This window comes from Methylocaldum gracile (assembly GCF_053646815.1).
The window spans coordinates 355633-378390 of sequence record NZ_CM132196.1; the positions used below are offsets into that span (position 1 = coordinate 355633).

Consider the following 22758-nt stretch of genomic DNA (forward strand, 5'->3'; position numbering starts at 1 on the left):
TCCGTCATTTCGCGTATGACCCCGACCGGGGTCAATGCCGTTGAGTTAAGGCGAAGGACGTCACCCCGGCAGGGAAGGGGCCGACTAAAGGCCCGTTTGCGATTGGAATGCCGGGGTCCAGAAGCCATGGATGGCAGAGGCGTGTCACTTCCCTGTGCTCTGGATTCCGGCACAAATTCGCAAGGAGCGAATTTGGACGTGCTAAGCACGGTCCGAAGGACGAGCCCCAGGGAAGGGGCGAGCAATCCCTGCCGGAATGACGCCTTAACGTAACGGCATTGCGACCGGGGCGAGGTCCGTGCCTTTCTCCGTCAGGCGGTAGAGGTATCGCCTGGCATCGGAGGGATCGCGCTGCTTCGCGATGATCCCGGAGGATTCGAGTCGTTGCAGCCTATCCGACAGGATGTTGGTCGCAATTTTTTCACCCGCGTTCGGAAACTCGTTGTAGGTCTTGCGTCCGAAGAACATCAGATCACGCACGATCAGCAGCGACCAGGTGTCTCCCACAGCTTCGAGCAGGATGTTGATCGGGCAGCCCGAACGCCGCCCGGCAGGCGCTTTTTCTCTCATGAATCGAGCGTACGCAAAACGCTTGCACGTCACAAGCCAAATGCAGATACTTGCAACGTGCAAGCGTTTGTCAATCACAGCGCCGGTCGCCAACTCATGGGAGCAGGAGCACAAAGCCCACTACATCGAAAGTTGGGGCCAAGAATCCATCCCTTGGTCATTCGTCGAAAGGAGATATTAAATGCACGCCGTTTTACCGCTTCGTTTGGCTCTGGCGGCGAACGCCGTCTTTTCACTTTCCTCCGCGCTGCTCATGCTCCTTCGCCCAGCGCTGGTGGGCGAGTGGCTTGGGATACATGCGCTAGTTGTGCTTCAAGCAGTCAGCATCGTCTTGGTCATCTTTGCTGCCGACCTGATCCATCAGGCAACGCGTCAGAGGATCGCAACGTGGCGCGCGCTTTATGCAAGTGCCGCCGATTTCTCGTGGGTAGTAGGCTCCATCGTTTTGTTGCTTGCCTTTCCCAGGCTGTTTTCACCTCTGGGCATTATTCTTGTTCTTGCCGTCGCTGGCGCGGTATTTGTCTTCGGCGCTTGGCAGCTTTGGGCCGTTGGCCGGGCTCACAGGACAGGAAAAAATGGCGATTATCGCCATTGCATTATCGTTGAAACCAATGTACCCGTTGCACAAATGTGGCCGATTGTGGGCAATATTGGCGACATCAAGAAGTACATGCCGTCATTGAAGCGCTCCGTTGTCCTGGAAGGAAAAGCACCTGGTGTCGGGGCTGTCCGATCTTGTGAAGATCATGCGGGCAAACGATGGTCCGAGGAATGTACTGAATTCGATCCCGGCCACAGTTTCGCCGTGCGCTTTCTTTCAGAAGCTCCGGATTTTCCGTTCCCGGCAAAAACAATGTGCGGCGGATGGAAAATCACACCATCGGACGCCGGTTCGCAAGTCATGGTGTGGTGGGAATTGATGCCGAAGAACAGGTTGCTTGCACCGGTCATCCTTCCTCTGTTGGCCTTTCAGGCCGACCGCGATTTCCCAAAGATCATACAGCGCATGGCTGCAAGCGCTTTAGGAAAGAGTAACGAAGTTCACTTGCAATCGATCCCCAAAGTAATGACGCGTCTTCTGCCGAATTTTTGTTAATCTGGGCTATCCATCTGAAATGACGCCCGACCCATCATTTCACCGAACCTGCGCGAAAAGCGGCGCAGGTCCGGTGAATTCAGACATTGGTCGTCAACCATTCCCGGTCGCAAAAGGAGGTTACATGATTAAGCTGTCCACTTCTGTATGCATCAACGCTCCTGCCTCGGTCGTGTGGGAGAGGCTCGCAGCTTTGGAGGACATACAGCTATGGTCAGAGCCTGTACTCCGTGCCACATGTGATGGACCGGTCGCCCGCGGTGTTGGCGCGGAGCGCACCTGCGAACTGGCGGGAAAATTAACGATCAAGGAACGTTGGATCGCATGGGACGAAGGGCGGGCCTTCAAGTACGAAGGGTTTGGAATACCGTTCGTTAAGCGAGCAAGCAATGTTTGGTCGGTACATCCGGACGGCGCGCAACAGGCTCTGCTGGTGTCGGAAGCCGAAATTGAGCTGAAGGGCGGTCTAATTGGAACGCTCCTTGAGCCAGCTATGCTTGCCAGAATGCGAAGAATGGGGGCGCAGTCACTCGCATCCTTCAAGTATTTGGTTGAAAACGGACACCCTTACAAGGGCCATCATGCGGACCTTCCGCCTGCTCCCACCGGGTGTTAGCGGTGCACGAACGCCGCAAGAAACACCCAACCCGGCGTTCGAGAGGGGCGCTACGCTAGAGGGCTTCCTGCGAATGGGAGCCACAGCGAGGCACAGCGGCTTGGTCCAGGAATTCCCGGTGTGTTGCGGGAAGGGAGAACATCGGCCAGTTTTTCTGGACCGAGAACCTGTACTGTTCGAGGCCAACAGTGGAGTAGGTCGGCAATCCTTTGCCGACGAACTCGTTGGCCCAACTGCACCTCGGGAAGGGCGGCTTCGGCGCTCCAATCGCAAACGGTCATCCCAGGAGCGCTGGGATGACCCTTCCAATCGCAAACGGCCTAGCCGGGAGCGCCGGCCAGCCCCTTCCCCGGATGACCGTTTGCGATTGGAGGGGTCGCGGCTAAAGCGACCGTTTGCGATTGGGAGGGATTCCCGACCTACTCGCGAGTGCCCGTACAGTAGGTATGAAAATGCTCTAATGTTTATACCGATATAGTGAAAGATGGTCGGTAGCCGACTGGCTGGACTGATCCGGCACTATTGGGGCGAACTGCTGTTTGCCGGAGACTTGTGATGTCTGCCGTCGTGGCCAAATAAATGCTGAGGCAGGGGGCGTTCGACAGAACAGATGAATCCATTCCATGTCGTTTCAATCAAAGAGAACACTGATGACACTCGAGACTCTGACACGGACCCTCTCCGCAGCGTTCTCGTTTTCGCGCTGCTGGACAATGATCTCAACTCCGCTGTTTGGGCGTCATTCGCCGTTCAGCGTCCAGTCATAGGGCAGATTGGCCTTGATTTCCAAGCCTTGCGGCAAGTCCGGGCGATAAGTCCGGATGAATGCCTCGACGCCGCCCTTCTGTTCGAAATCCTCGCCGAACCAGTCGAAGATTTTTGATACCCTTACCGCCGTTCCCTCTACCCGCAGGCCCTTGGTGGGATTATTCAAATAGCTGGCGCTGGCGGAGTCGAGCTGCATATTCAGCTTTGCCGCGGTATAGGGTTCCGGATGTAAATCGGGGCAGCTTTTCGAGGCGCAGACGATGGCCATGTGGATGCGCGGCTCGCCCAGTCTGCGCAGGATGTCGTTCTCGATCTCGTCGAGGCTCAGGGCATTGCCGCCCACATTGCCGACCGGGCGCTTCCACACCGGATTGAGGAGATTGCCGACATCCTTGATGCTCTCAACCGGCCAGTGATCCAGCACGGTCTTGATGGCCAGAATGTTGTAAGCGTTGATGTAGAAGGCCAGCTTTTCCTCGCGGGACTTGAGATTGTCCACGGGAAAGGCAGCGATTTGTGCGATCGCCAGCGTGAACGCCGGATCGCTTTTCAACCCGGTGTAATTCAGCCATGCCAAACGAGTTCCGGCGACGGTGCGCTCGCTGAGGTGTCGCGCGAGAATCTGGCCGTAGTTGCTCCAGTCCGGTTCGGCCGCATACCCAATTCGGAAGGCCAGCGCCATGCTAAGGCCGAATAGGAAAAGCCAGTGCCTCGTCATAGATCGAGTCCTCTTACAATTGAAAGTTTGTCCCTTAGTCGCTGGCCGGGGCCGAACCTTACGACTGATTTGGCCGAAGAGTTCAAAAGTGCGTGAAATATACGTTTCCTTGCGAGGCGCGCATCGAGAAATTCCAGCCGGCTTGTTGCCCGCAAAGTGCAAAGGTTAAAGTGAAAAGGCACCAGAACAATGGCCCGAAGCGAACAAGAAAACTGAAGGGGCATGCCTTGACCGACGACACGCTGATACACCACCGCCTGATATTGTTCCGCTATGCGCTGCTGCATCTGCGTGATGCCGACTTGGCGGAAGACGTGGTGCAGGAAACCTTGCTGGCGGCCTTGCAGTCCGATGCCGGTTTTGCCGAACGCTCATCGTTGCGTACCTGGCTGATTGGGATCCTGAAGCACAAGATCGCCGACCAACAGCGTCGTGACGCACGAGAAACCCGTTTGTTCGAGCCGGACCGAGTTGGATCGGATGAGGACATTGAGGAGCACTTGTTCAACGCCGAAGGGAGTTGGCACTCACCGCCCAAGGTCTGGTCGCATCCTGAAAATGCTCTGGAACAGGAGGAGTTCTGGCGTATCTACGAGTGGTGCCAGCAGAATCTGCCGGCGCGTCAGGCCGAAGTATTCATGCTCAGGGAACTGGTCGGATTGGAGCCGGAAGAAATCTGTAAGGAAGCTAACCTCAGTTCGACCAATTATTGGGTTACGTTGCATCGTGCCCGCATGAGATTGCGGGCATGTCTGGAAGCGCGGTGGTTCGCCAAACAGCAGACCGGAGATAAATAACATGCGTTCCTGCCGGGAAGTCAGTGAGCTGGTGTCCAAGTCATTGGACGTTCACTTGAGTCTGAGAGAGCGAATGGCAGTGCGGCTGCACCTGATGATGTGCAGGCACTGCAGCAACTTCAAGAAACAGATGTTGTTCCTGCGCCGGGCGGGTGCGAGTTATGTGGAGTATCTGGAAAAAACAGGCCGTAAAGAATCGGTCAAGCGTTAAAGGCCGGCAATGCCGGCCTTAAAACGGGGAGCGATCAATTCATGGTTCATTGAACCGTACAAATCGCATGAATCATCAAAATGTCCCCCGGAACGACAGCGCTGTAGAACACCGTCCAACCGTCCCCTTCCGGCGTGGGCCTGCTGGCAACGGCGCTGACCGTGCCGCCTTCGTAGTAGCCGCCGCCTGTAACGACCGGGTGAGAGGCAGGGCATTTCAGGACCTCATTGAGGTATACGCCGGGCAGGACGTTAAAGGTCTCTTTCACGAACTTGAAACCGTTGCCGCCGTCGCGAGCGCAGATTGTGGTTCCGTCCGACAGAATCTCCTGGATGGCATAGCCTTCTTCGCAAGCGCCGTTGATACGGTCCTGCTTGGTCTGTTCCAGAGTGGCCAACTGGTTTTGTAACAGGTTAAGTTGAGTATTCAGCGTGCTCAGCTCGGTTTCGTGTTCACTGGCTGTTTGGCTCAGCATGACTATCTTGGCACTTGCCTCGTCGATTTGCGCTTGCAGGGAGGCTTTCACCTGGTCCAGCTGGCTCTGCAAATCGTTTACCTGCCCCTGCAAAGCTTGAAACGGTTTGCCATTGGCGCCGGGATAGGCGTTATTGGTCTCGGCATTCACTGCGGTAGCCAGACATGCGGCTGCAACGAGGCTGGAAAGGGAAAAAGCGGTTTTCTTGATCATGGAACTGTGTCCTTTTTGTTTTGTTTATTGAATTCGTTTTATCTGGATCTGCCGGTTTGCATATCCATGACCGATGTATTGAATAAACCGTGCCAAACATGAATAACCATGAAAAATCAGATGCTTATCAGGGTTGCTGAACCGAAGAGCTTCGGATTTCACTGTTGGGGCAGCCCAACGGCTTTACGCTTTAAGTTATTCATGTCGATGATTTATATGGGATCTTGTACTGTTAGCTAAAACCAACAGCGCTCGAACTCTACCGGTTCCTCGTATTTCGTCCGGATATCGGAATAAAAGAAAGTGCATTGACTTTGTCGAAAATCGCTCTTCGTGCCGAAGCAATGAACCGATAAGAAAAGGGATATCAGGCATTCGTTGCCGGGCGTGCGGCGCCCGCATTGCAACGCCAGTGGGCCCTTGCCTGCCCCACGTGACTGAATCTAACCACCCGTCCCGGTGAAGAGGCGAAGCGCCACCAGTCGATCGACGATCAAGCCGCCGATGCCGATGCAGGCAGCGGTGAGCAGGAGGGCGGCGAGAACGATGTGGGTCTCGGTTCGGGCCAGAAACCTTGAGAAACGGGGGAGGCTCATCGGGCGTTCGCCGGCGTGGTTGTCGGATGTTTTCATCTTCTGGGTAGAGGGACTATTCGCCCGGATTGCGCCGGCTTGTCAAGCGCCGGTACTCGGCGTCCAGGGCGTTTTGCGCATGTTTGACGATCGACTCTCCCGCAGTTCCGGCAGTGAAGAGGAGAAAGCCTTGAAGCTGATTCCGGTACATCAAATAGCCGAGCTCGACACTGCCGCCGCGGCGGACATAGTCGACCAGCCGGGTCACAATCGACTGACAGGCAGCGTGGAGATCGCCGAGGGGCATCTTGGTTTGATAGATAGACATCGGTGCTTTCCCTGTGGCTTGGCTAGAAATACGCCTCCTGCTCGAGGCAGCGCAGGGTGAGCTTGACCATGTTGATCAACCGATGCTTGCCGATGACGATGCTGTCCACCTGACCCCGATCGACCCACCCCTCCACCACGCCCGGCGATACCCCCACCAGTTCCGCGAACTTCTCCCGGTGCATCACCTGCACGTGCGGCAGCAACAGAACTTGACGGATGGCCTGTTCGTCCATAATGTCCCCTCATTGCGTTACATTGGGAAATAACATGCTATTTGAACATGTATTTTATACATTACGGTAAATAGTACAAGTATGAGATCTATGCTTGACGAATTTGCCGCGAACGACCGAATTAAGCAGCTACGGAAGACATTAGGCCTGACGAGGGACGAATTCGCCCAAAAGACAGGGATAGGAACGAACCAGCTCAGCAATTTGGAACACAAGAAGCAGAAGGTTTACGCCTGGCATATCGAGGCGATTTCCAACGAATGGCCACAGTACGGTTATTGGCTTTGTACGGGAAAGGTCCTGCCCGATGCCGGGCAAATCAGCCCCGAAATCAAGGAATCGCAGAGATATTTGAAAGTGGCCGAGCCGTCGCCGGAGAAGCGCTGACGGGAGGGAGGACAATAGCCGATCGGCGACATTTTGGGGGATATCAACTTCACCCAAATCCCCGTACAGTTCCGTCGATAATGTAACTCGCCGGAATCCATCGATTTCTGTTAGCTATGGACGACGTAAGAATCAAGGGATGCTTACGGAGCTTCTCATAACTTTTCGGAAACAGTGTCGCGGCGATCCTCCCCGTGTTCCTACCAGTAAGCAATTTTTAAGACGTTTCTCTACCTCTCACTCTTTTGCTGTCCGTTTCGGGTTTGTCCTGGCTGAATTTGAGAAAACGGAAAAGATAAGAGATTGTTCGAGAGTTCGGCCAACATCGGGTGAATAGAAAACAGCCTCTAACTCGAAAGGAAAAGCGAGATTCGTCCGCTGTTTCCGACGTTGTCCTACGAACCAATTGTTGGATACCGGCTAGCCATTGCCGATGCTCGATTTCTCTTCACTGCGCAGGAGGAGAACGCGGCCGGCTCGGCGGATCAGCGTATCTTTGGAGTGCCCGCGATATTGCATGACGGAGCCGGCGACAGTAAGGGCGAAGTGAACGGACGCAATGGCGGATTTCCGATTCGACGAGACCTCGACTTCATCAATGTGATGCTCGTAGCCGAGCGTGGCTATACCGCCTAGGCGCGCTCCGATGTCAGCTATCCCCTGGTACATCTGTTTGTAGGCCGCGCAGGTTTGCTCTTTGTTCTGCGTGACCTCCACTCGTTGACCGTAAACGACTGATATGCCGCGACTCTCAAAGTCGTTATCCAATAAATTGCAGAGCGCTTCTGGATTGCGGCTCAACGTCGCGTGGGTCTGCATTTGGTAGAAGGCCCTGACCTGATCGTCCGAGATCTTGCGCCCGCCGATGAAGTAATACCAGCTGACTCCGGCCAGGATTGCGACCAATAGCAACATGCGCATCTAAATCTCCGAAAAGTTGTTGATGATCCGCCTGCGGCGGTGCCAAATTAGGTTGGAAGAATGAATAAGATTGGCCCAATTTACGCCGATCAATCCAGGAACCTGGCCAAGAGCCGACTAAAGAAACTCACATGGCGCTCACCTTTAGGGCTCAGGCGACCGGCGGACAAATAGTTGCTAACGGCGAAAAAACCGCAGATCAAGGCAAAGGCGATGCCCAACCATTGAAGCCAATGAATCCGCCGAGTGAAGATCGCCTCAACCGCAGGGAAAAACATGCTGCTGCGACGGCTTTCAAGGAGATGATTCATCCACGCCGGCAGCAACCAATAGAACATCACAAACAGTACAAGGCCAAAGAGCACTGCACCTTTCCATGACAAACGGTTTGCAATGTGAGTCGTGTCACTCAACACCCCCTGACCGCGAGCGTTTGCGACGATATCGGCGACGGTAACCCATGTTTAAACGTCGTTTCGAATAATCCCAGCAGATAAGTCTAGTGACTTCGCGGCTCAAAAAAGCCAGGTTTGAGTCGGAAAAGGCTGAAAATCGTGTAAGCCAGAACTTACGAATAGATAGAAAAAGGATTGGAGGCGGCGTTACGGCCTTTCGGAAAGCTTCACTCTGCTCGGTAAAGTCTTCCAGCGGCAAAGGGGTAAAAGCGAACCAAGCTCAAAACTACCGCCCTGTTGTCTTATGATGCGCTCGCGCCTAGAGAATTTTCCGATCCGGTATCAGGGAGCCCGATATGTAGGTCGGCAATCCCTTCCCAATCGCAAACGGCCGTCCTGGGAAGGGCCTGGCCGGCGCTCCCGGCCAGGCCGTTTGCGATTGGAAGGGTCATCCCAGCGCTCCTGGGATGACCGTTTGCGATTGGAAGGGTCATCCCGGCGCTCCTGGGATGACCGTTTGCGATTGGAGCGCCAGGACGCCCCTTCCCACAAAGTCCTTTGTCGAGCCGATAAGTCGGCAAGGGATTGCCGACCTACGTGCTTCCCGCCCGACATGAATCCGTACACCGGGATGAAAAACGCTCTAATCGTACGGCAGCCAGGCCGCGGAACCGGCGGGTTACGGCGCGCGGAAACACCCACAGGAACCTGGCAGGTTCGATGCGATGCGCGCCTAACCCACCCTACTGCGAAATCGTTTTCAAGTAGACGGGGATGTAATTGGCAGCCAGTCCTAAGGCCTATCGTTTCGGCATTCGCCGCTAGCATGACGCTTATTAACCCGGCCTATAAATATAAGGCCGGGTTAATCCGGGGCAGGGATGCCCCGGCGCGGCGACAAGCCGCGTGAGCCCAGGCCGGGCGTGTACCGGCCTGGGCGGCGGCCCGAAATACCAGGAGGGTATTTACGGGCCTGATTAATAACTGACCGGCATTGGGTTTTGACCGGAGTTTTTTCTTTGGGTAGAGTCGGTACGGGCCTAAAGGGATTTTGGAGGCGTTATGCGTTTCGTGTTTTTAGCTGTGTTGGGTCTGATCGGTGGATGTGCGTCGGATCCGGCGGTGCGGCAGCAATTAGCCGGGGCGGTTCAGGCTCGGTGTTTGGCCGAATCCAAGAAGTATATCGAGGCAGGCGTGGAAAAGGACTACTTCACGCGATGCGTCGATAGTCGGTTGTCGGCTCTGGGCGAAGAACCGATCTATGATCCCGGTTTTGAGGAGCGATGGCCGGAGTTCGAGAATCCTACGACCGGCCGAGCTCTCCAGGAGAGATAGGCCGATTCTCGACCGCCGCCACTTGGGGCGGTTGCACTGATAGCGGGTGTCGGGCGTTCGTTGTTTGACTGTTGCTCCGTCATTGGCTCGGGTTAGGCGGGGCGGATGACGTGACCATCCGGGAACGCGCAAAGCACGACGGGTTTGGTGAGCATCGCATCGAACCGGCCACGTTCCTTGAGGGGCTTCCGCGCGCCGTAACCCACCGGGCCAAGCCGCGGAACCGGTGGGTTACGGCGCGTAGAGAGTCCGTGGTCACGGAACCGTTCGTGGCGGTGCGCGCCTAATTCCAAATCGCTTTCAATAAGGCATTAATTTTCGTAGGGTGGGTTAGGCCGCGAGGCCGTAACCCACCGAGCGACCTCGAATCGGTGGGTTACGCTTCGCTAACCCACCCTACGATGAATGTTCACTCGAATGCCGAATGGAATAATCCATCCGACTCCGGACACAAGACTCGGAACCTTGCTCTTGTCCGTCAGCAAGGCTTCGCCTGGGACAGGGATTCGTCGCCTAGCGCCGATAGCGCGGTTCTGGCCAATTCGTTCCACTGGTCCCTCTGCCAATACTCGAGATAGCGCCTGAACTGGCGCTGGGTCGAAAGAATCGGGAAGGCATCGGGACCCAGCAGGCAGAGCATTTCACCGCAGAACTCCCTGATTTCCTGTTCCGCCTGGCTGGCGCTGAATTTTGGCGCGCCATAGGCAACACCCAGCAGGGCGAGTTCGGCGAGTGTGGCCAGCACATAGGCGCGCTCTTCGCCCGCGGTTTTGTAAAGCTGCCAATGGGCGAGCTGCCGGGCGGCGGCCCACCAGAGGCCGTAATCCTTCGCGAGCGACTTCCAAACTTCGGCACTGCCCGCCAGGACCGGCATCGCCAGCATGGAAAGATACTGCGTAATGGCCCACGGGTTGGAAGGCTCGATCTCCAATGCTTCGCGATAGAGATCACGAGAGGATGCATAGGCTTTCTTGCCTTTTTCCAGCTTCGCGCGGGTGACCTCGGCATCGCCGGTTTCGCTTGCCGCGATCAGAAAATAGGCGATTCCGATGCGCTTCTCGCTGGCGGCATTCATGCCGAGACGCTTGGCCTTTTGCGCAGGCGATTTCTCCGTGACGGGCTCGGCGCACCAGGCCTTGAGTTCGGCGCGGATCGACTCGCACAGAACTTCCAGTTCAGCATCCCGATCGGCGGGGTTGCGCGCCTCGGCGGCTCTCCGGCCGTCCGCGTTGGCGCCGACCAGTTCGTCGATCCGGTCGAACTTCACCTCGAGCCGGCTGCGGATGCGTTCGTCGCGGAAGGCGTCCACCTGCCGCTCGAAGTTCCAGGGCACGGTCGCGTAGCAGACGATGCTCGCCCAGTCATGGGTGCCGGGCGAATCGGTACGAAGCCGTTGGCGCAGGTCGTAGAGCACCCAGCGGGGATCGGTGCCGCTCAAAAGGCCGCTGTAGAGCACCTCGGCCGCGATCGAGGAGGCCCGCATCCAGAGGGGGAATTGCGAGGCGATGACCCAGGGAATGCCTGCCGCGTGGAGCTCGTGAGCGATGCTGCCGCCGGGTATCAGCACCGACTCGATGTTGCCGGAATCGCAGGTCGCGAGCGTGACCACGTTGGGGCGATATTTGGTTGTCCCGGAGGAGTCCCGCGCCGTGAGTACGATCGCCAGGCGTTCGCCGTCGACCACGTCGCCTTGCGCGGAATTGGAATCGCTGCACAGCATGACGCCGTAGTGGCGGTCGCCGGAGTTATTGATCGGCGCGCCGTGGGCCAGGATGTGCACGTAAGCGTACTGGGTGGTCGAGCAGGCTTCCCGAATCTGCTCCAGGCTGGCATTGGGCAGCACCGTCAGGATCTGCTTGACCTCCCGGATGCGTTCCTCGGGCGTGTCCTTGATCTTGATCCAGGGATCGATCGCTCGCCGGATCGCGTGCAAATGGTCTTGCGCCGGCACCGGCGGGAGGCCGCCGGGCGATGCGAACGCGAACAGGATGCGCGGAGGGCGGTTCCAGTCGACCGGCAGCGGCCGTCCGCGCCGGACTTCCCGGGTCATCACGATAGGGGTGCGCGACTGCAGGAACAGGGGAGATCCGGAACCGGGGAAACCGTCCGGCGCGATAGCCGTTTCGAAAGGCACCATGCCCAGCTCGAAAGAGGACAGCGAAAGCCTGAGATGCACGAGTTTCCCGCCGTCGGCCCGCGGGTCGGACAGTTCCGAGAGCAGCGCCGGAACCTGTCCGAGCACCCGCCCGATCGCCTCGCCCATTTCCCGCATCTCGCTTTCGCGCTGCGAGGCGGCGACGGGGCTTCCGTCTATGTCGTACCGCAGGCGTTCGAGCCGGTTGAGCAGTTGCCGTTGCTCGAACGGCATGTGTACGGTCACCGGACCGTCGGCGCCGCACAGCGCGAGATACGGCGTCAGCGGCGACAACAATTGATTGTGCGCGGGCCCCGGCCTGAGCAGTTCGAGTTTGACGTTGCGAATTTCGCTCATCTCAGGGCCTCGCGAATTGTTCGATAACCCGCGGCTTGCCCGTGCCGTCGCCCTCGATATGGGTCAGACGGCCGACGACTTTTCCGTCTTCCAGCGAGATCGAGACTGCGCTGGCTTGATCCATCACGAACGATTCGCCGCCGAATTTCGCCTTGTCGATGGCCGCCATCCCGCCGTCGGTCAGCGCCTCATACACCGGCTTGAAAGAGGCCGTGTCCTTGAGCATGGCATCGCTGAACCGCATCAGGCGGATCCAGGTGCCGCTGTTGAAATAGTAGCGGGAGCCGCCCATGTCGATGGCACGTTCGAGATGGGTATGGCCGGTGACGATGAAGTCGGTGGAAGCACCCACCGAAGCCGTCACCTGCTTGTAAGTGTCGTCCTGGTCGGTGATGTCGAAGGTCTTGTCGTCCGCGAGCCAGTCCTTGAGCGCGCGCCGCAGCGCTTCGTCCTTGCCGACCCCGGTGATCCAGCCGGTGAGGCGATCCCAGATCAGGCCGCCGGTACCCAGAGTTTCGTTCGCGGGTGTCGCGCGAGCGCCGGGTTGCTTGAAGCCCTTCTCGGCGGCCAGCAACATGTCGTCGGCGGTTTGTGCGCCGGCCGGGCCTCCGCCCTGGATGCCGGCCGAAACGTTCGGCCCCAGCAGCTGATCGACCGTGATGGCGGGCGCGCCGGTCGCCTGGCGGGGCTGGAATCCTTCCGCCGACAGGCGCTGGTCCACCTGTCCGCTGCCCCGTTGGCGTTCGCCCAGGATCGACAGCAGGCTGTTGATCTTGGCCGCCTGGGAAGGATCGAGCACCACCAGGGTTCCGACGGCGGCGGAGGTCTCAGGTTTGAGCAGATCGATCCACGCGTACCGGCGCTTTACCTCGTTCATGACTTCCTTGACCATGCGGGTACCAGCGTTCGGGTACCATTCGCTCGGTTCGAGCGAACGGCCGGCATTCAGGCGCCGCGCGACTTTCGCCAGATCTTCGTAGCGGTTGTAGTTCCAGGCGTCGACTTCGTTGCCGTGGGTGCAGAAGACGCGGGCATTGCCGACCAGGCAGGTGTGGCCCGCGCCGGTGGTGGAGAATTCGATCCTTGCCCTGGCGAGAAGGTCTTCGCCCGCGAGCCGCGACAGAATCAGGCGCTGGACCGAGGGAAAGGACACTTCGATGTCGTGGTTGCCGATGACGATCACCAGCGTGCGTCCTTTCTTCTTCACGAAATCCGCGAGAGCCTCCCAAATTCCGGAGAACGACTTGTCGTCCATGATCCGCGTCAGCGTGGCCGTCGCCTCGTCGACGGCGACGTAGCCCCGGATGTCCTCGGCCAGGGTGTCGAACACGTCGCCGTTCAGAATCAGCGCGACGCGCCCTTCGGGACGCTGCGCCGCCACCCACCGGATATAGTTGGCGAGACGCTGGGTCTCCCTAAGGATCTGGAAGCCGGGCTTGCCGCCCATGTGGATATCGGAGATGACATGCACCTCGTCGTAAGCCGGGAACTCGCTCATGTTCCTACCCCCCCCTTGATAAGTCCAAAGTGTTCGTATGACGTCCGCTGCAAGCGCGGATGATAATTCCGATTCGACGGTTTTATAAAGGATAGGCTTTAAGCTCGATGAGCGCCGGAGACATCCTTCCGATCGCAAACGGTGTCTTCGGGAGCACCGAAGACACCCTTCCTTGCCGGGGTGACGATTTGTGTAAAGATTCATGCACAGAGGCAGCTTTTACAATGTCCTTCCCCACGGTGAGACAGAGCACAGCTCGCCAACAAGCCAAGCGAATCGGAGTCCGCTGCGGGAGAAATCGGAGAACTGCGGGCTAGACGGAACCGCTGTTCATCCCGGTTCCGCCTTCGGCGGCGCAGGCGCGGATCAGTTCGGCCAGCTTGCGGGTGGCGGGGCCGGCAAGCTTGGGCTGGGCGAAGATGAGATACAGCGGCACCTTTCGGCGCTGTCCATCGCGCAGGGGCAGCGGCTTGAGCCGGCCGGAGGCGAGCGGCTCCTCGATCAGATGGCACGGAATCCAGCCGAAGCCCAGCCCCGCGCATAACAAGGCTATCCGCTTCTCGGGACTGGTCACGCTCCAGCGCCGCGTCGCGCCGAGCCACCCGGAATCGCGCGGCGCCAGCGTGCCCGAATCGCTCACGACGACGTGCAGCTCCCGGTTCAAGTCATCGGCATCCAGGGTTCGTCCGAGCCGGTGTAGCGGGTGGTCGGGATGAGCCACGGCAACGAGTTCCACGTCCAGCACGTGATCTCCCAAAAATCCCGGCGGGACTTGTCCGCCGATCGCGAGATCGGCGCGGCCCATGATCAGCGCCTCGTCGGTGCCGGACAGCACCTCTTCACTGAGCAGCACGCGCGTGTGCGGGCTGAGGGGCGCAAATTCCCTCAGCATGCGCAGCAGAAGGGGAGTGGGGAACAACGCGTCGACCACCAGCCGGATTTCCGCTTCCCACCCCTGCACCAGACTGTGGGCCAGTTTCTCCAGTTTAAGCGCTTCGCCGAGCAGTTCTTCGGCGTGGCGCAGAAGCGTCTCTCCCGATTCGGTGAGCTTTGCCTTGCGGCCGTGAATCTCCAGCAGTTTCAGGCCGAGCCGCTCCTGCAGCCGGCCGACCGTATAGCTGACGGACGACTGGCTGCGATGCAGCGCTTCGGCGGCCTGGGCGAATCCGCCGTATTCCACGATCGCCTGCAATACCCGCCATTGCTCGAGAGTGGTCCGGGGAATCTTCATATGATCGAATTCTTCGATAAGAATGCCCAGAATTTTGCGCTTTTTAATCGAGTCATACAAACCTATCCTGGTGCCGTCTATCGATTCTTACCAGGAGATCGCCATGGCCAACGTGCTGCAAATCAAGACCAGTTTGTCCGACACCGGCAACGCCAACCGCTTCGCCGACGCTTTCATCACTCAGTGGCGCGCGCGGCATCCGGAGGACAGGATCGTCACCCGCAACCTCGGCCGCGAGCCGATTCCGCACTTGGACGAGACCGCAATCACAGGCTTCTTCGCGCCGGCCGAACGGCGCACTCCCGAGCAGCGGGCGGCAGTGGAACTTTCGGACGAACTGATTGCGGAGCTTCAGGCGGCGGATGTCCTCGTGCTCGGCGTTCCCATGTACAACTTCGGCATCCCGTCGACTCTCAAAGCCTGGATCGACCACGTCGCCCGCGCCGGAATCACGTTCGAGTACACGGAAAACGGCCCGGTCGGTTTGGTCCAAGACAAACAGGTGTTCGTGCTCGCCGCCCGCGGCGGAGTCCATCGTGGCACGCCGCAGGACACCCAAACCGCTTACCTGCGCAATGTGCTGGGTTTCCTCGGGATGACGGACGTCAATTTCGTCTATGCCGAAGGACTGGCTTTGGGGGAGACCGCCAAGGGGCAAGCGGAAACCGATGCGCTCGGGCAGATCGCCCGGCTTGTCGGTTCCCGAGCGGTAACGACTGCGGCGAAACCGATCGATGTTTGACAAATTGTTTGAGGAGAACACCCATGACCACCTCTCCGAATTTTGTTACCCGCGAGGTCGAGCGACTGGTCACCGGCAATGCCGTTTCGGACGGTGCGGGCGTAAAACTGCTGCGCGTGCTGACCCCGGACTTGCAGCGGCGGCTCGATCCCTTTCTGATGCTCGACGAGTTCCGCTCCGACAATCCGGACGACTATCTCGCCGGCTTTCCCGATCATCCCCATCGGGGCTTCGAGACCGTGACCTATATGCTCGCGGGACGCATGCGGCATCGCGACAACGCCGGCCACGAGGGCTTGCTGGCTGCCGGCGGCGTGCAATGGATGACGGCGGGTCGAGGCATCATCCATTCCGAGCTTCCCGAGCAGGAGCAGGGGCTGATGCACGGTTTCCAGCTTTGGATCAATCTGCCCGCGCGCGAGAAGATGACCGAGCCCGGCTACCGGGACATTTCGGCGGAAGCGATCCCGAGCACCACCACGGCCGAAGGCGTGACCATCCGGATCATCGCCGGATCGGTTGCGGGCATCGGCGGCGCGGTCAGGCGCGAGGCGACCGAGCCGCTCTATCTCGATCTCGAAATGCCGGCCGGAAGCGCTTACGAGGCGCCGATCCCTGGGGGACATAACGCGTTTCTGTACGTTTACGAAGGCGAAGTCGGGGTCGGCACACGCGGCGAGCCGGTGCGCGCCCGCCAGCTCGCGGTCCTGACCAACCGCGCGGATGCCGATGGCGTGCGGCTGACGGCTTCGCGCGGGGCTCGATCGTTGCTCGTCGCCGGCCGTCCCCTCAACGAGCCGATCGTGCAGTGGGGACCTTTCGTGATGAACACGCGCGACGAGGTCGAACAGGCCATGCACGATTTCCGCTCGGGCAAGTTTTAGGTCGTGGGGAAGGTAGGCTCTTTGCCGGATAGGCTCCGTTCCAACGACGGCCGATCCCAGTGTCCCAGATCGGCGGCCGCGTCATAGGTGCTTTGGAGAAACTCCAGCAGCAGCCGGCCGGGTGAATCCGCCTGCCGCACCTCGGAATAAGGCAGGACGAATTCCTTGAGCTCGGAGCTGTAAAACGCGCTTTCGGGACGTGCCCGTGCGTCCGGAAAACCTTTCGGTTCAGGGTAGGCATAGGCGTAGAAGGCTGGAAACGGGACAGCATCGTTACCCGGCCAGAAGCCGCAACTGCTTACCTCATGGGAATAGGCCTCGCGGACTACCCAATCGGGAAGATTGGGCACGCCGCCGGGGTGTTCGGGCGCGCGCCGGCCGGAGAAGCGTGTGACCGCCAGGTCGAAGCTGCCCCAGAAAAAATGCACCGGACTGCATTTGCCGATATAGCGCGCGCGGAATGCCTTGAATACGCTATCCGCCTGGGCCAGCACCCTCCAGCACCGGTGGGCGTGCTCGGCATCGTAGGCGGCGTGTTCCCGATCCTGGTCGAAGGGAATCGCGCGGGCGACCTCGTTGGGTTTTTTCCGTATGGCGACCTCGATATCCAGCGCCCGAAGCGCGGCAAAAATTTCCCGGTAGAAATCGGCCACCGTGCAGGGTAGAAGCGGGAATTGTCGCGCCGCGCCGTCGCTGGTCCGGATCACGAGTCGATGCTCGATAAAATCGAAATCGATCTGGAACGTTCGGTCACGATAGGGAATCGGCGAGGTCGTCAGCCCGGATGTCGTCAGATAAAGCACGACATGCCAGGAGTGGTTGATCCAGGGCGTCAAGGCCAGCCGGATTTTGCCGACGATCTGTGTCCACATATGCAAGGTCGCATAGGTGTCTTGCCATGCCTGCAAAGGCAGGTCCGGCCAGGCCGAATTGTCGTTGATGGTGCTCGAAGCGTTCTGGCTCGTCATGGTGACCTCCATCGAGCGGGGAATTTCAACGTCTACTTCCGCTTGTTCCCAAGCTCCTGCTCTCATCGTTATACACAAGACCCAGCGGGTGGTCGTCACCGTCATTCCGTCCATGGACGACGGAATCCAGGGCCATGGATGGTAACCGGCCGGTCGCACGCTGGCTTATCCGAAGCACAGCTCCGGCCCGCCGCTTCACCTCCGTGTGGCTGGATTCCGGCTTCCCTGCCGGAATGGCGGGTCCGGGCACGTTTCGGGTCGCTCGTAAGTTGTGTATAACGATGAGAGCTCCTGCTTGGGAATACGGCCTTGGAAGCTCCAGCCTCGCAAAGGGCAGGAAGCCGGAGCTTCCAAGACTTGGGTTCCCAACCTTGAGGTTGGGAACCAACATCTGGTTTGATTTCTCGCGAGGTCCGGCCGTTCCGGAGTTCCGCATGCCGCCATGATTTACCTTTGTCAGAGCTTCCGGTTTCAGACGGAGCGAAGGCACTCCCGCATGCCCTGTCGGTCGAATCGATCAAGGTCTCACTCCGTGCGTTCGGTGCTTGTCCTGCGTCCCATCCGACTGGAGATACAGCCGTGAGCCAGCTTCCCATCGCTGACTACGCCTTTCTGTCCGATTGCCACGGGGCCGGCCTGGTCAGCCGCGCCGGCTCGGTCGACTGGCTTAACTTTGCCCGTTTCGACGCGCCCGCGATCTGCTCGCGGCTTCTGGATACGGACGGCGGCCATTGGGCCATCCGCCCGGTTGGCCAAGCATCGACGCGCCGCCGGTATCTCGACGGCACCCTGGTGCTTGAAACGACCTTCGAGACGCCGACCGGCACCGTGGTTCTGACCGACGCGCTGGCGATGGGACCCAACGAACGCGGCCACCAGCTCGGCGCCGACGCGCCGCATACCCTGATCCGCAGCGTCCGATGCCTGGCCGGGCACGCAGACCTCGAGATCGAGTACGCGCCCCGGCCGGAGTATGGGCTGGTCTTTCCCTTGTTGGTTCCGGTCGTTGGCGGCGTATCCGCGCGGGGCGGCGCCTCGGTGCTCCATCTCAGTTCGCCCGTGCCGTTTCAAATCACCCGTTCGACGGCATGGGCGGGCGTGAGAATCGAAGCCGGCCAACGCCTGGACTTCGCCTTGCAGCATCGTTCGAGTTCCGAAGCCGCGCCTCGAGTCTGGACCGAAGCGGATATCGCCGAACGGTTGGACGACACCATCACCGCCTGGCGCAGCTGGTCCGATCTCCACCAGAACTACGAAGGACCGTGGCGGGAGCTCGTCCGCCACAGCGGGCGCGTGCTTCAGGGGCTGACCTATTTTCCGACCGGCGCCATCGTGGCCGCACCGACGACTTCGCTGCCGGAAGCCGTGGGCGGCAGCCGCAATTGGGACTACCGCTACACTTGGGTGCGCGATGCGAGTTTCACCCTGGAAGCGCTGTGGGTGGCGGCCTGTCCGGACGAAGCCTATAAATTCTTCGACTTCTTGGCAGGCTCGGCCTTGACCCAGATCGAGCGCGGCGTGGATATGCAGATCATGTTCGGCATCGGCGGCGAGCACGATCTGACCGAACGCGAGCTGCCACATCTGTCCGGCTGGCGGGCCAGCCGTCCGGTCCGGGTCGGCAATGGCGCCTGGAATCAGCGGCAGCTCGATGTCTACGGCGAGCTGTTGAACGCAGCGTACCGGCTACAGGGACAGCTCACCACTCTCGATCCCATCACCCGTAATTTTCTCGCCGATGTCGCCGACGCTGCCGGTCGTTATTACCGCGATCCGGATCAGGGCATTTGGGAAATCCGCGGTCCGCCGCGAGACTTCCTGTACTCGAAACTGATGTGCTGGGTCGCCCTCGACCGGGCCATCGGGCTCGCAGATCTGCTCGGCGCCGCGGATCGTGTCGAGCGCTGGCGCGCCGTCCGCGAGGAAATCCGCCAGGCGATTCTTACCCAGGGTTGGAGCGAGCGGGCTCAGTCCTTTACTCAGGCGTTCGGTTCGGACGAGCTCGATGCTTCGGTCCTGATGATGGCGCTGGTCGGCTTCCTGCCGGCGGACGATCCCCGCATGCTGGCGACGATCGATGCGATCGAGCGGGAGTTGACGGACAAACGGGGGCTGGTATTCCGCTATCGCGCCGACGACGGGTTGAAAGGAGAGGAGGGCACTTTCCTGCTCTGCACTTTCTGGCTTGCCCACGCAGTCGCTTTGGCAGGACAGGTCGAGCGCGCCAAGGGCATCCTGGCCCGCGGCGCCGTTTATGCCAACGATGTGGGCCTGCTCGCCGAAGAGGTCGATCCGAGCACGGGCGAGCTGCTCGGCAACTTCCCGCAAGCCTTCAGCCATATCGGCTTGATCAACGCCGCGTGGGCGATTGCCGAGGCCGAGCAAGCCCGATCGGCACCGTAATTCCATTCGACATTCGAGCGAACATTCATCGTAGGATGGGTAGAGCGAAGCGAAACCCATCGATGGCAGGTTAGCCCCTAGGCTCCGCGTAACCCGCCGATTCGAGGTCGCTGCGCGCCTAACCTATCCTACTTCGCCGGCCGAAGAATCGATCGTCGGCACCGGCGATCCTCATCTTTCTTTAATCTTTTCCCCGGCGGCGTTCTCATGTTGCTTCCGTACTCTAGTACCCGACGGGTGCGGCGATTCCTGGACACGTATCTAAAGGCGCACCGGTAAGAGCCGTTTTTTTGGGGGCCGCCTCGGTGCGGAGTCAGAGACTGATCTAATGCGTTAAAGGTGACTCATGCCAGCAAACATGCGGCAAGACGAGAGGATCGAGGTTTTTTCATTCATTGCCTTGTATGAAGGCCTCAGTGGACTGCTGATCGATCTCGATCTCTATGTGTTCAATAAGGCGGGCGAATTGATCGAGTGCCAGCCCATATGGAAGGGAAAGACCGTAGTGGCGCTTTCCGGGAGGGAACTGAGTAACGCGCGAGTCATGATCGGGCCGCCCATACGTGATTCCATACGCGGGCCAATCACGATGGACATGATTCGGAATTACCATGGTTTCGAGGTCGGGTTCGATTTAGTGCCCAAGACCCGCTCGGTTACGCTTTCCGCCGTGCCGGAGGCAATTTGGCGGACATGGCAACAATCGGGCTCATGGAGCAAAAGCAGAAAACATCCCAACGCGTTCGACGGTTTTCTATTTTGGTAGATGTCGGCGTCGTCTTGGTAGCGATTCCGTTGCGCCATTGAGAGCATTTTCCGGCTTGGCGTAGCGCTCCCAACGTGGAATAGGTCGGAAAAGCGGCTTCGTCGGCAACGGATTGCCGACCTACGAATAGGTACGGGACAGTTCCCCATCTAGCCGCTCTACATGTTATTTGGCTTTGTCTGCCTGAGTTAAGGAGTGCCGCACTGCGGCACTCCTTTCCCGATCTCTCGATGTTACGGCTTTACTCCGATGAGTTTCCAACCGCCATCCGGAGAGAGATTTGCTCTGCTGGACGATCCCACATAGAGGACGTCTTTCGTTGGAAGCATGTTCCGCACACCCATAACGGTTTCGGGATGGCCGAAGCCGTTTATGGTCCATGGTACTGCCTTGGAATTCCCATCGGGGAAGACCCAAAGGTCGGCACCGGGATTCTTGCTGAAGTTGACGCTGGATCCCGAGTCGAGCGTTCCAACGGCCAGCTTTCCTTGGAAAACCGCCATGGTCCAGGTATAGACATTGGTCGGAACGTCGAAGCCCGCCGCGCCGTAGAGCGGGGTCATGCCGCCCAGATTGTTATCCACCATGCTCCAAGTGCTGCCGTTGTATTTCGGTAACTGCTTTTCCCCGTAGAGCAGTTGAATCTCGGGACTGCTACCGAAATTGCGGCCGCGGAAGATCGGAATGGCCCGGCTGAGGTTCTTTTGGGTTTCGGTACGATCCTGGGGCTCTCCGTAGGTACTCACGAACGTGCTATAGACCGACCACGGCGGGTTCATATGTCCCCAGTAGAGGTAACCGGCGAACGAGGCCAAGTCGCCCACCCCTTGGGTCGAGGCAACGAGGTCGTCGACTTCGTAGTCATTTACTTCCCAAACCTTGGTCCAAAGAGGGGCATGGATAAGCCGCAAGCCTCCTGCGGGAATCGGCGGACTCATCCAGATCCCGGCCGGCGGGTTGTTGGTTCCGAGGAAGCTGCCGACCGAGCTGGACAGTGTCGACGGACGCCAGGTGGCCACGAAAAGACGCCCTTCGTGCACGGCCAGATTGACCGCATCGTTGTCTACCATACCCACTGTCGTGAAGCTGAAAGGATTGCTTCGAGTTCCCGTCCAGCGCAGTATTTCGCCGCCTCCGGTGAGTGTCTGCACGCCGGTATACATGGCGCCCTGCGCAGAGACGAATTTGCGGATGTTGGCGTATCGCAACAAAGTCGTCGAGCCGAGATATTGTTTGGTATCGGCATCGAAGGCAAACAAATTGACGCTCACCCCGAGCTGGCCCGGACCGGCGAGTATTGCCACGCCATTGGATACGCCGGCCGACCGTAAGCCCAAGGTCTCGTTGATGAGAGGGTCGTTCGGCGTAACATTGGTTTGCTTACCGGTGGCGATGTCATAAACCCATACCTGCGGCGGTCTCCAGTCGCCCAGGAATTGGCGCAATGGTACGGGAACGCCGGGGTATTGGCTCAGCGAGCCCTCGAGGACGTTGATGGGATTGCCGGTGGAATCGTTAGCGAAATCGCATTCCTGCAATCCGTCGCCTGCGGTTTGTCCTATACCCGCGACATTGGCTCCAGTTCCGATCCAGAGGGTCTGTTTCCATTGGGCCAGACCCCAAAGATAGGCCTGATTTCGCTTGGGCGTCGTGCCGGTGGGGCAGGCTCCATTTGCCGACGCGGCGACATAAGGCATGCCGCAACCGTTCCAACACTCATCCGGGACGGCCTTCGCCAAGACAGTAGCGGTCTGCGCGTGGGAAACCGTTACCGCCGAATGGAAAATAAAAAGAGATAAGGGAAAAACAACTCGCCAATTGCACTTGATCATGTCGATACTCCTTTTTCCAAAGTGCATGTTTCCTGTTCGTATCATATTGCCCGTAACCGGGCAGAACTCGCATATTTGGTATATGTAATCGTTGAATTAAGTGGTTGCTTTCATTCTCCTCCTGAGTTGTTTTTGAATTTTTATTACGAGATTTCGGTATGGCACCGAATATTTTATTACGCGAATCTTATGCCATATCTATATTTTTAATTAGATCAATTATTTGCTTGGAGATAGTAAAGTGTCTGTAAAATTTTCTGACACCTTGATATTGCCGATCACGCGGGGAAGTTATGCCAATTCTTT

Annotated in this window: 23 protein-coding genes; 11 read left to right on the forward strand and 12 right to left on the reverse strand. The window is 58.7% G+C overall.

The genetic code is table 11. From position 1 onward, the window contains the following. Positions 1 to 264: 264 nt before the first annotated feature. The gene (locus tag ACWJJK_RS01560; protein WP_454128588.1) at positions 265 to 570 is read right to left on the reverse strand and encodes a winged helix-turn-helix transcriptional regulator; all 306 of its coding nucleotides are present in this window, start codon (positions 568 to 570) and stop codon (positions 265 to 267) included. Between the two features lie 181 nt (positions 571 to 751). On the opposite strand from ACWJJK_RS01560, the gene ACWJJK_RS01565 reads away from it, so the two are divergent. Next, the gene (locus ACWJJK_RS01565; RefSeq protein WP_454128589.1) at positions 752 to 1666 is read left to right on the forward strand and encodes an SRPBCC family protein; all 915 of its coding nucleotides are present in this window, start codon (positions 752 to 754) and stop codon (positions 1664 to 1666) included. A 124-nt stretch (positions 1667 to 1790) separates the two neighbouring features. Then, complete coding sequence (locus tag ACWJJK_RS01570) at positions 1791 to 2282, forward strand: SRPBCC family protein (RefSeq protein WP_168175404.1); 492 nt, start codon at positions 1791 to 1793, stop codon at positions 2280 to 2282. 739 nt (positions 2283 to 3021) lie between these two features. Here the strand turns inward: ACWJJK_RS01570 and ACWJJK_RS01575 are convergent. Beyond that, positions 3022 to 3768: a DUF547 domain-containing protein gene (locus ACWJJK_RS01575; RefSeq protein WP_077730223.1), complete on the reverse strand. Its 747-nt coding sequence runs from the start codon at positions 3766 to 3768 to the stop codon at positions 3022 to 3024. A gap of 227 nt (positions 3769 to 3995) precedes the next feature. On the opposite strand from ACWJJK_RS01575, the gene ACWJJK_RS01580 reads away from it, so the two are divergent. Further along, on the forward strand, positions 3996 to 4565 hold the full coding sequence (locus ACWJJK_RS01580) for a sigma-70 family RNA polymerase sigma factor (RefSeq protein WP_454128590.1): 570 nt from the start codon (positions 3996 to 3998) through the stop codon (positions 4563 to 4565). Position 4566: 1 nt separating this feature from the next. After that, positions 4567 to 4776 (forward strand): zf-HC2 domain-containing protein, encoded by a 210-nt coding sequence (locus tag ACWJJK_RS01585; protein WP_133717466.1) that lies wholly within the window; start codon positions 4567 to 4569, stop codon positions 4774 to 4776. A gap of 46 nt (positions 4777 to 4822) precedes the next feature. Here ACWJJK_RS01585 and ACWJJK_RS01590 read toward each other — a convergent pair whose 3' ends face one another. The 4 genes from ACWJJK_RS01590 to ACWJJK_RS01605 all read right to left on the reverse strand — a co-directional run bounded on the left by ACWJJK_RS01590 (position 4823) and on the right by ACWJJK_RS01605 (position 6599). Then, positions 4823 to 5464 (reverse strand): hypothetical protein, encoded by a 642-nt coding sequence (locus ACWJJK_RS01590; protein ID WP_077730237.1) that lies wholly within the window; start codon positions 5462 to 5464, stop codon positions 4823 to 4825. A 443-nt stretch (positions 5465 to 5907) separates the two neighbouring features. Beyond that, on the reverse strand, positions 5908 to 6096 hold the full coding sequence (locus ACWJJK_RS01595; protein WP_077730238.1) for a hypothetical protein: 189 nt from the start codon (positions 6094 to 6096) through the stop codon (positions 5908 to 5910). Between the two features lie 16 nt (positions 6097 to 6112). After that, complete coding sequence (locus ACWJJK_RS01600; protein WP_077730239.1) at positions 6113 to 6364, reverse strand: hypothetical protein; 252 nt, start codon at positions 6362 to 6364, stop codon at positions 6113 to 6115. 22 nt (positions 6365 to 6386) lie between these two features. Continuing rightward, positions 6387 to 6599 (reverse strand): hypothetical protein, encoded by a 213-nt coding sequence (locus tag ACWJJK_RS01605; protein WP_077730240.1) that lies wholly within the window; start codon positions 6597 to 6599, stop codon positions 6387 to 6389. 90 nt (positions 6600 to 6689) lie between these two features. On the opposite strand from ACWJJK_RS01605, the gene ACWJJK_RS01610 reads away from it, so the two are divergent. Next, the gene (locus ACWJJK_RS01610) at positions 6690 to 6986 is read left to right on the forward strand and encodes a helix-turn-helix domain-containing protein (RefSeq protein ID WP_077730241.1); all 297 of its coding nucleotides are present in this window, start codon (positions 6690 to 6692) and stop codon (positions 6984 to 6986) included. Positions 6987 to 7406: 420 nt separating this feature from the next. Here ACWJJK_RS01610 and ACWJJK_RS01615 read toward each other — a convergent pair whose 3' ends face one another. Beyond that, positions 7407 to 7907, reverse strand: coding sequence for a hypothetical protein (locus tag ACWJJK_RS01615; RefSeq protein WP_077730242.1), 501 nt, complete (start codon positions 7905 to 7907; stop codon positions 7407 to 7409). A gap of 131 nt (positions 7908 to 8038) precedes the next feature. Between ACWJJK_RS01615 and ACWJJK_RS01620 the strand changes: the two genes are divergently transcribed. Both ACWJJK_RS01620 and ACWJJK_RS01625 read left to right on the forward strand, forming a co-directional pair. Then, positions 8039 to 8287: a hypothetical protein gene (locus ACWJJK_RS01620; RefSeq protein WP_143735161.1), complete on the forward strand. Its 249-nt coding sequence runs from the start codon at positions 8039 to 8041 to the stop codon at positions 8285 to 8287. A 1077-nt stretch (positions 8288 to 9364) separates the two neighbouring features. Then, positions 9365 to 9637 carry a hypothetical protein gene (locus ACWJJK_RS01625; RefSeq protein WP_077730244.1) on the forward strand — a complete coding sequence of 91 codons (273 nt, stop codon included), beginning with the start codon at positions 9365 to 9367 and terminating at the stop codon, positions 9635 to 9637. A 478-nt stretch (positions 9638 to 10115) separates the two neighbouring features. On the opposite strand, the gene ACWJJK_RS01630 is transcribed toward ACWJJK_RS01625, so the two are convergent. The 3 genes from ACWJJK_RS01630 to ACWJJK_RS01640 all read right to left on the reverse strand — a co-directional run bounded on the left by ACWJJK_RS01630 (position 10116) and on the right by ACWJJK_RS01640 (position 14917). After that, complete coding sequence (locus ACWJJK_RS01630; RefSeq protein ID WP_434110394.1) at positions 10116 to 12128, reverse strand: CHAT domain-containing protein; 2013 nt, start codon at positions 12126 to 12128, stop codon at positions 10116 to 10118. 1 nt (position 12129) lies between these two features. Next, complete coding sequence (locus ACWJJK_RS01635; protein ID WP_454128591.1) at positions 12130 to 13626, reverse strand: metallophosphoesterase; 1497 nt, start codon at positions 13624 to 13626, stop codon at positions 12130 to 12132. Between the two features lie 313 nt (positions 13627 to 13939). Beyond that, positions 13940 to 14917, reverse strand: coding sequence for a LysR family transcriptional regulator (locus tag ACWJJK_RS01640; protein ID WP_454128592.1), 978 nt, complete (start codon positions 14915 to 14917; stop codon positions 13940 to 13942). Between the two features lie 43 nt (positions 14918 to 14960). Between ACWJJK_RS01640 and ACWJJK_RS01645 the strand changes: the two genes are divergently transcribed. Together ACWJJK_RS01645 and ACWJJK_RS01650 are read left to right on the forward strand one after the other, a co-directional pair. Continuing rightward, positions 14961 to 15599 (forward strand): FMN-dependent NADH-azoreductase, encoded by a 639-nt coding sequence (locus ACWJJK_RS01645; RefSeq protein ID WP_077730247.1) that lies wholly within the window; start codon positions 14961 to 14963, stop codon positions 15597 to 15599. A 23-nt stretch (positions 15600 to 15622) separates the two neighbouring features. Continuing rightward, entirely contained in the window at positions 15623 to 16483 is an 861-nt protein-coding gene (locus tag ACWJJK_RS01650) for a pirin family protein (RefSeq protein ID WP_077730248.1), read from the forward strand. On the opposite strand, the gene ACWJJK_RS01655 is transcribed toward ACWJJK_RS01650, so the two are convergent. Then, positions 16480 to 17451 carry a DUF5996 family protein gene (locus ACWJJK_RS01655; protein WP_454128593.1) on the reverse strand — a complete coding sequence of 324 codons (972 nt, stop codon included), beginning with the start codon at positions 17449 to 17451 and terminating at the stop codon, positions 16480 to 16482. The genes ACWJJK_RS01650 and ACWJJK_RS01655 overlap by 4 nt on opposite strands. Before the next feature lie 579 nt (positions 17452 to 18030). On the opposite strand from ACWJJK_RS01655, the gene ACWJJK_RS01660 reads away from it, so the two are divergent. Both ACWJJK_RS01660 and ACWJJK_RS01665 read left to right on the forward strand, forming a co-directional pair. Beyond that, positions 18031 to 19854, forward strand: coding sequence for a glycoside hydrolase family 15 protein (locus ACWJJK_RS01660; protein ID WP_434110390.1), 1824 nt, complete (start codon positions 18031 to 18033; stop codon positions 19852 to 19854). A 346-nt stretch (positions 19855 to 20200) separates the two neighbouring features. Further along, positions 20201 to 20620, forward strand: coding sequence for a hypothetical protein (locus ACWJJK_RS01665; RefSeq protein WP_077730250.1), 420 nt, complete (start codon positions 20201 to 20203; stop codon positions 20618 to 20620). Between the two features lie 233 nt (positions 20621 to 20853). On the opposite strand, the gene ACWJJK_RS01670 is transcribed toward ACWJJK_RS01665, so the two are convergent. Continuing rightward, a complete protein-coding gene (locus ACWJJK_RS01670; RefSeq protein WP_156880101.1) occupies positions 20854 to 22452 on the reverse strand; it encodes a hypothetical protein in 1599 nt (532 codons plus the stop codon). Between the last annotated feature and the right edge of the window lie 306 nt (positions 22453 to 22758).